We start from the raw sequence: 4,066 nt of genomic DNA, 5'->3' as shown, positions 1-4,066 counted from the left end.
ATTATCAGCCCTGAAGGGAATATCCTGCATCCTCCCATTACTGAGGGCGAAGGAATCGCGATCGCGGATCTGGATTTCGCGCTGATTACCAAGCGCAAGCGGATGATGGATAGCGTGGGTCATTATTCGCGTCCCGATCTGTTGCAATTGCAATTGAATTCGAGTCGGTGGGCGGTGGTGAATGAGTGTGACGACGGAGATTTACCCACCCCGCCCTTTGGGCACCCCTCCAAGGAGGGGATTTATTAGCCCAGTAGCGTAGATCTGTAGGTTGGGTAGAGCGAAGCGAAACCCAACATCACAGCCAAAGATTCTTTCATCGTATTAGCGAAACCCAACCCCAGCACCTCCTCGGAGGGGAATAAGAGCGATGAACAAACAAAAATTGATGACCGAACTGCAATCCCAAGGATTGCAACTAGTAGAAGTCGGAGCTGGTGTATCTGGGAGAAAAGGCGGTGCGGGGCCATCCGACCATAAGGCGGTGACGATCGACGGTACCACGATTATGGTGCCCATCTACACCGAAACCGCCGCCCGATCTGCCTATACAGCCACCATCGACCCCGCTTCTACTCAAGCCAGCCTCCACATAGAGGGACGAGAAATCAGCTCGATCGAATTCCCAAAAACGCCCCAATTTTACAACCTTAGCACCACAGACGGCATCCCCTACTGGAAAATTGCCCTGCTCCACAGCAACGATGTCCTGGCAACTACCGTCTTGCAAACCTGTGTGCGGTACCGCAATAGCGAGACTGTCTGCCAGTTTTGCGCGATCGAGCAATCCCTAGCCGCCGATCGGACGATCGCCCGCAAAACCCCCGCTCAACTGGCGGAAGTCGCCGCCGCAGCAGTGCGATTGGATGGCGTCAAACACCTGGTAATGACTAGCGGCACCCCCAATACACCCGATCGCGGTGCTGCTTATCTAGCCGAATGCGCCCAAGCCGTAAAGCAACGCGTCGAGCTGCCAATTCAAGTCCAATGCGAACCCCCCGATGACTTTAGGTGGTTCCAAAAGCTCAAAGATGCGGGGGTAGATAGTCTGGGGATGCACCTCGAAGCCATCACTCCAGAGGTGCGCGCCAAAATCATGCCGGGAAAAGCTGATGTGCCCGTCGAGTATTACTTTCAAGCTTTTGCTGCGGCTGTCGAAGTATTCGGACGGGGACAAGTTAGCACCTATCTCCTGGCTGGATTGGGCGATACGGTTGAGGCTCTGGTTGCTGGTTGCGATCGACTGATTGAGCTTGGTGTTTATCCCTTTGTCGTGCCTTTTGTGCCGATTACTGGTACGCCATTAGCACATCACCCCGCACCCAGTAGCGAGATGATGTTTGCCCTTTACCAGCAGGTGGGTGGACTGCTAAATCGATCGGGTATGTCTGCGAAAGATATTAAAGCAGGCTGCGGTAAATGCGGCGCATGTTCCGCTTTGTCTAGCTTTGAAGTTTAGCGCGTCACATAACCACAGCGGTTGTGTCTTGTCGCGCTAAACCGTCGGGAAACCCGACGAGCGCGCGCCGCAAACCGCCGCTAGTGTTGCAAAACCCGCCTACGCGGGTTGGGAATCTTTATCAGTCCGCGAAGGCGGACTTCGCACCACAAGCAACGACTTCAGTCGTTGTCCCATCTAAAGCAGCCAATACCATGTCCTCCACCTACCTATTCAAACTCGCCCGCACCCGATCGGAAATCGCCGCCTACCACGCCCTGCGCCGCAAAATCTTCGTCGAAGAACAATCCCTATTCCAACATGACGATATAGATAGCCTAGATGCGATCGCCCATCCCATCATCGCCGTCGCACCCGATGCCCAATCCTTAGCCGTTCTGGGCGTCGTCCGCATCTACGAATCCGAACCCCGCCTCTGGTATGGCGGGAGATTGGGCACCCATCCCGACTATCGTCGTGGCTGGCACATCGGTAAAGGATTAATTCATCAAGCCGTTACTACCGCCAATGCCTGGGGCTGCGATCGATTCCTCGCCACCGTCCAAATCCAAAACGTTCGCTTCTTCCAACGCTTACATTGGGATTCGCTCGAAGAAATCGAAATTCGCGGCATCGCCCACCACCTGATGCAAGCAGATTTAGACTTCTATCCTGCCAATGACGAGATTCGCCCATTGCAATACAGCCAAGCATCCTAATGGAACTCGCGCTCCTCGCCCAAAAACTAAAACAATCTCTGGGTATCGTCCACAAACAAGATATTCAAACCGTTGCGAGATTTCTTGCCACAGAGAACGCCCCTAGTGATATCCTCCTGGGCGATGACTGTGCGGCTATTCCTGACGGCGATGGCTATCTACTGCTGGCTACTGAAGGGATGATGCCTGATTTTGTCTCATCCGATCCGTGGTTTGCGGGTTGGAGTGCAGTGATGGTAAATGTTAGCGATATTTATGCCATGGGTGGCAGGCCGATCGCGGTTGTAGATACACTATGGAGTCAAGATGCCGCAATTAGTCAGTCGCTCTTAGCCGGGATGAGTGCTGCCGCACGAGCGTATGGAGTGCCGATCGTCGGCGGACATACCAACGGGCGCAGTGAATATAATGCCCTCTCTGTGGCGATTTTAGGACGCGCCCAACGGTTAATTTCTAGTTTCACAGCGCAACCTGGAGATCGATTGGTAATGGCGATCGATCTGCGCGGCAAATCTCATCCCAAATATCCATTCTGGAATGCCGCTACCGAAACAGATCCAATTAGACTTTGTGCCGACCTCGAACTGTTGCCCAAACTGGCTGAAAATGGACTGTGCGCTGCGGGAAAGGACATCAGCATGGGGGGAATCATCGGCACGACTCTAATGCTGCTAGAAACCTCTAAATGTGGAGCTGTGCTGGATCTCGATGCCATTCCTCGACCGCCAGAAATACCAGTCGATCGCTGGCTCGTCAGTTTTCCCAGTTACGGATTTTTACTCAGCGTCCATCCCAAAAATGTCCCTATCGTCCGACAGATGTTCCGCGATCGTCAAATTACCTGCGAAGATATTGGCGAAGTCAGCGATAGTCCTCAATTAATTCTCAAATCACAACAAGAATCAACTGTGTTTTGGGATTTCGATCGCGAACACCTCACTGGATTTGGATAAGTTATTTCAAGATAACAAAGGCAATTCTCAATTCTCAATTCTCAATTCTCAATTAAGACCCATGCCAGAAACTCGCTTTAAAATTCAATGGCCGGATGGTTCAGAAGAAACTTGTTATTCGCCATCTTCGATCGTCAAAAAATATTTCGAGCGAGATCGAGATTACGAACTGGCTGATTTTGTCGATCGCGCTCAGACGGCTCTGAATATTGCTAGCGATCGAGTGCTTGCCAAATATGGTAAACCCTGCGGTTTGGCGATCGGTCAATTAGCCGAGATTAAATCTAAAGCAGCGCAGTTTAATTCGGGCACCAGCCAGAGCATTCGAGTTATTGAATTTATTGAATAGATCTGTGTGCGAGATGTGAGTAGTTGCAAGTATAATTCTATGTTTCCCGAACATTTTACTAAGAGCTACCGTCGAATATATGTTAGATACTTGCGAACTGGCTGTTAATGGCACCTTGATGCTGGGTTTGGAGCTAAATGGCAATTTGCAACAGGTGGGTGCCCAGTTCGGGTATGAAACTACAACCGCGCCAATTTATCGCTTGTGGTCGATCGAAAATCGGCATCCGGCGATGATGAGAGTGACTCAGGGTGGAGCGGCGATCGCGATCGAGATCTGGTCGTTACCCCTCGCTGGATTAGCCCAGATATTGCACCAAGAACCTGCTGGATTGTGCATTGGCAAAATTAAATTAGCAGACAATCGTGAAGTTTTGGGCGTGCTGGGCGAACCATTTTTATGTGAGGGACAACCGGAAATCACCCGCTTTGGTGGCTGGCGAAATTACACCAGATCGATCCAAATCCGCTCTGCGTTCTAAACTTTTGCTGCGACTAAGCCCTCCGCTCCATATTGACGGAGCAACACCATCAATTCATCGCGGTAATCTTGAAAGATCGTGTGACGTTTGGCGTTAGCACCGCGCTCGGCTAAATTAATCGTCAGC

The 4,066-nt window shown here is 51.4% G+C and carries 5 protein-coding genes and 1 pseudogene; all 6 read left to right on the top strand.

What is annotated here, in order from left to right:
* Positions 1 to 249 (top strand): annotated as a pseudogene (locus tag RMO35_RS02500) (aliphatic nitrilase); the annotation flags it as partial.
* A gap of 121 nt (positions 250 to 370) precedes the next feature.
* Positions 371 to 1,459: an MSMEG_0568 family radical SAM protein gene (locus tag RMO35_RS02495; RefSeq protein WP_309738344.1), complete on the top strand. Its 1,089-nt coding sequence runs from the start codon at positions 371 to 373 to the stop codon at positions 1,457 to 1,459.
* Positions 1,460 to 1,653: 194 nt separating this feature from the next.
* Positions 1,654 to 2,157, top strand: a complete 504-nt coding sequence (locus RMO35_RS02490; protein WP_309738345.1) for an MSMEG_0567/Sll0786 family nitrogen starvation N-acetyltransferase — start codon at positions 1,654 to 1,656, stop codon at positions 2,155 to 2,157.
* A complete protein-coding gene (locus tag RMO35_RS02485) occupies positions 2,157 to 3,110 on the top strand; it encodes a sll0787 family AIR synthase-like protein (protein ID WP_309738343.1) in 954 nt (317 codons plus the stop codon). The genes RMO35_RS02490 and RMO35_RS02485 overlap by 1 nt, the downstream gene beginning before the upstream one ends.
* A 61-nt stretch (positions 3,111 to 3,171) precedes the next feature.
* Positions 3,172 to 3,459 (top strand): MSMEG_0570 family nitrogen starvation response protein, encoded by a 288-nt coding sequence (locus RMO35_RS02480; protein ID WP_309738342.1) that lies wholly within the window; start codon positions 3,172 to 3,174, stop codon positions 3,457 to 3,459.
* Between the two features lie 79 nt (positions 3,460 to 3,538).
* Positions 3,539 to 3,940 carry a glutamyl-tRNA amidotransferase gene (locus RMO35_RS02475; RefSeq protein WP_309738340.1) on the top strand — a complete coding sequence of 134 codons (402 nt, stop codon included), beginning with the start codon at positions 3,539 to 3,541 and terminating at the stop codon, positions 3,938 to 3,940.
* Positions 3,941 to 4,066: the final 126 nt, after the last annotated feature.

Source organism: Chamaesiphon sp. OTE_20_metabat_361 (genome assembly GCF_031364565.1).
Note: the sequence above shows the minus strand (reverse complement) of the source record. Positions and strands in the feature narration are given on the sequence as shown.

Bases quoted from the DNA above. Each gene is read 5' to 3' on its own strand.
- RMO35_RS02495 (WP_309738344.1), top strand. From the start codon at position 371: ATGAACAAACAAAAATTGATGACCGAACTGCAATCCCAAGGATTGCAA.
- RMO35_RS02490 (WP_309738345.1), top strand. From the start codon at position 1,654: ATGTCCTCCACCTACCTATTCAAACTCGCCCGCACCCGATCGGAAATC.
- RMO35_RS02485 (WP_309738343.1), top strand. From the start codon at position 2,157: ATGGAACTCGCGCTCCTCGCCCAAAAACTAAAACAATCTCTGGGTATC.
- RMO35_RS02480 (WP_309738342.1), top strand. From the start codon at position 3,172: ATGCCAGAAACTCGCTTTAAAATTCAATGGCCGGATGGTTCAGAAGAA.
- RMO35_RS02475 (WP_309738340.1), top strand. From the start codon at position 3,539: ATGTTAGATACTTGCGAACTGGCTGTTAATGGCACCTTGATGCTGGGT.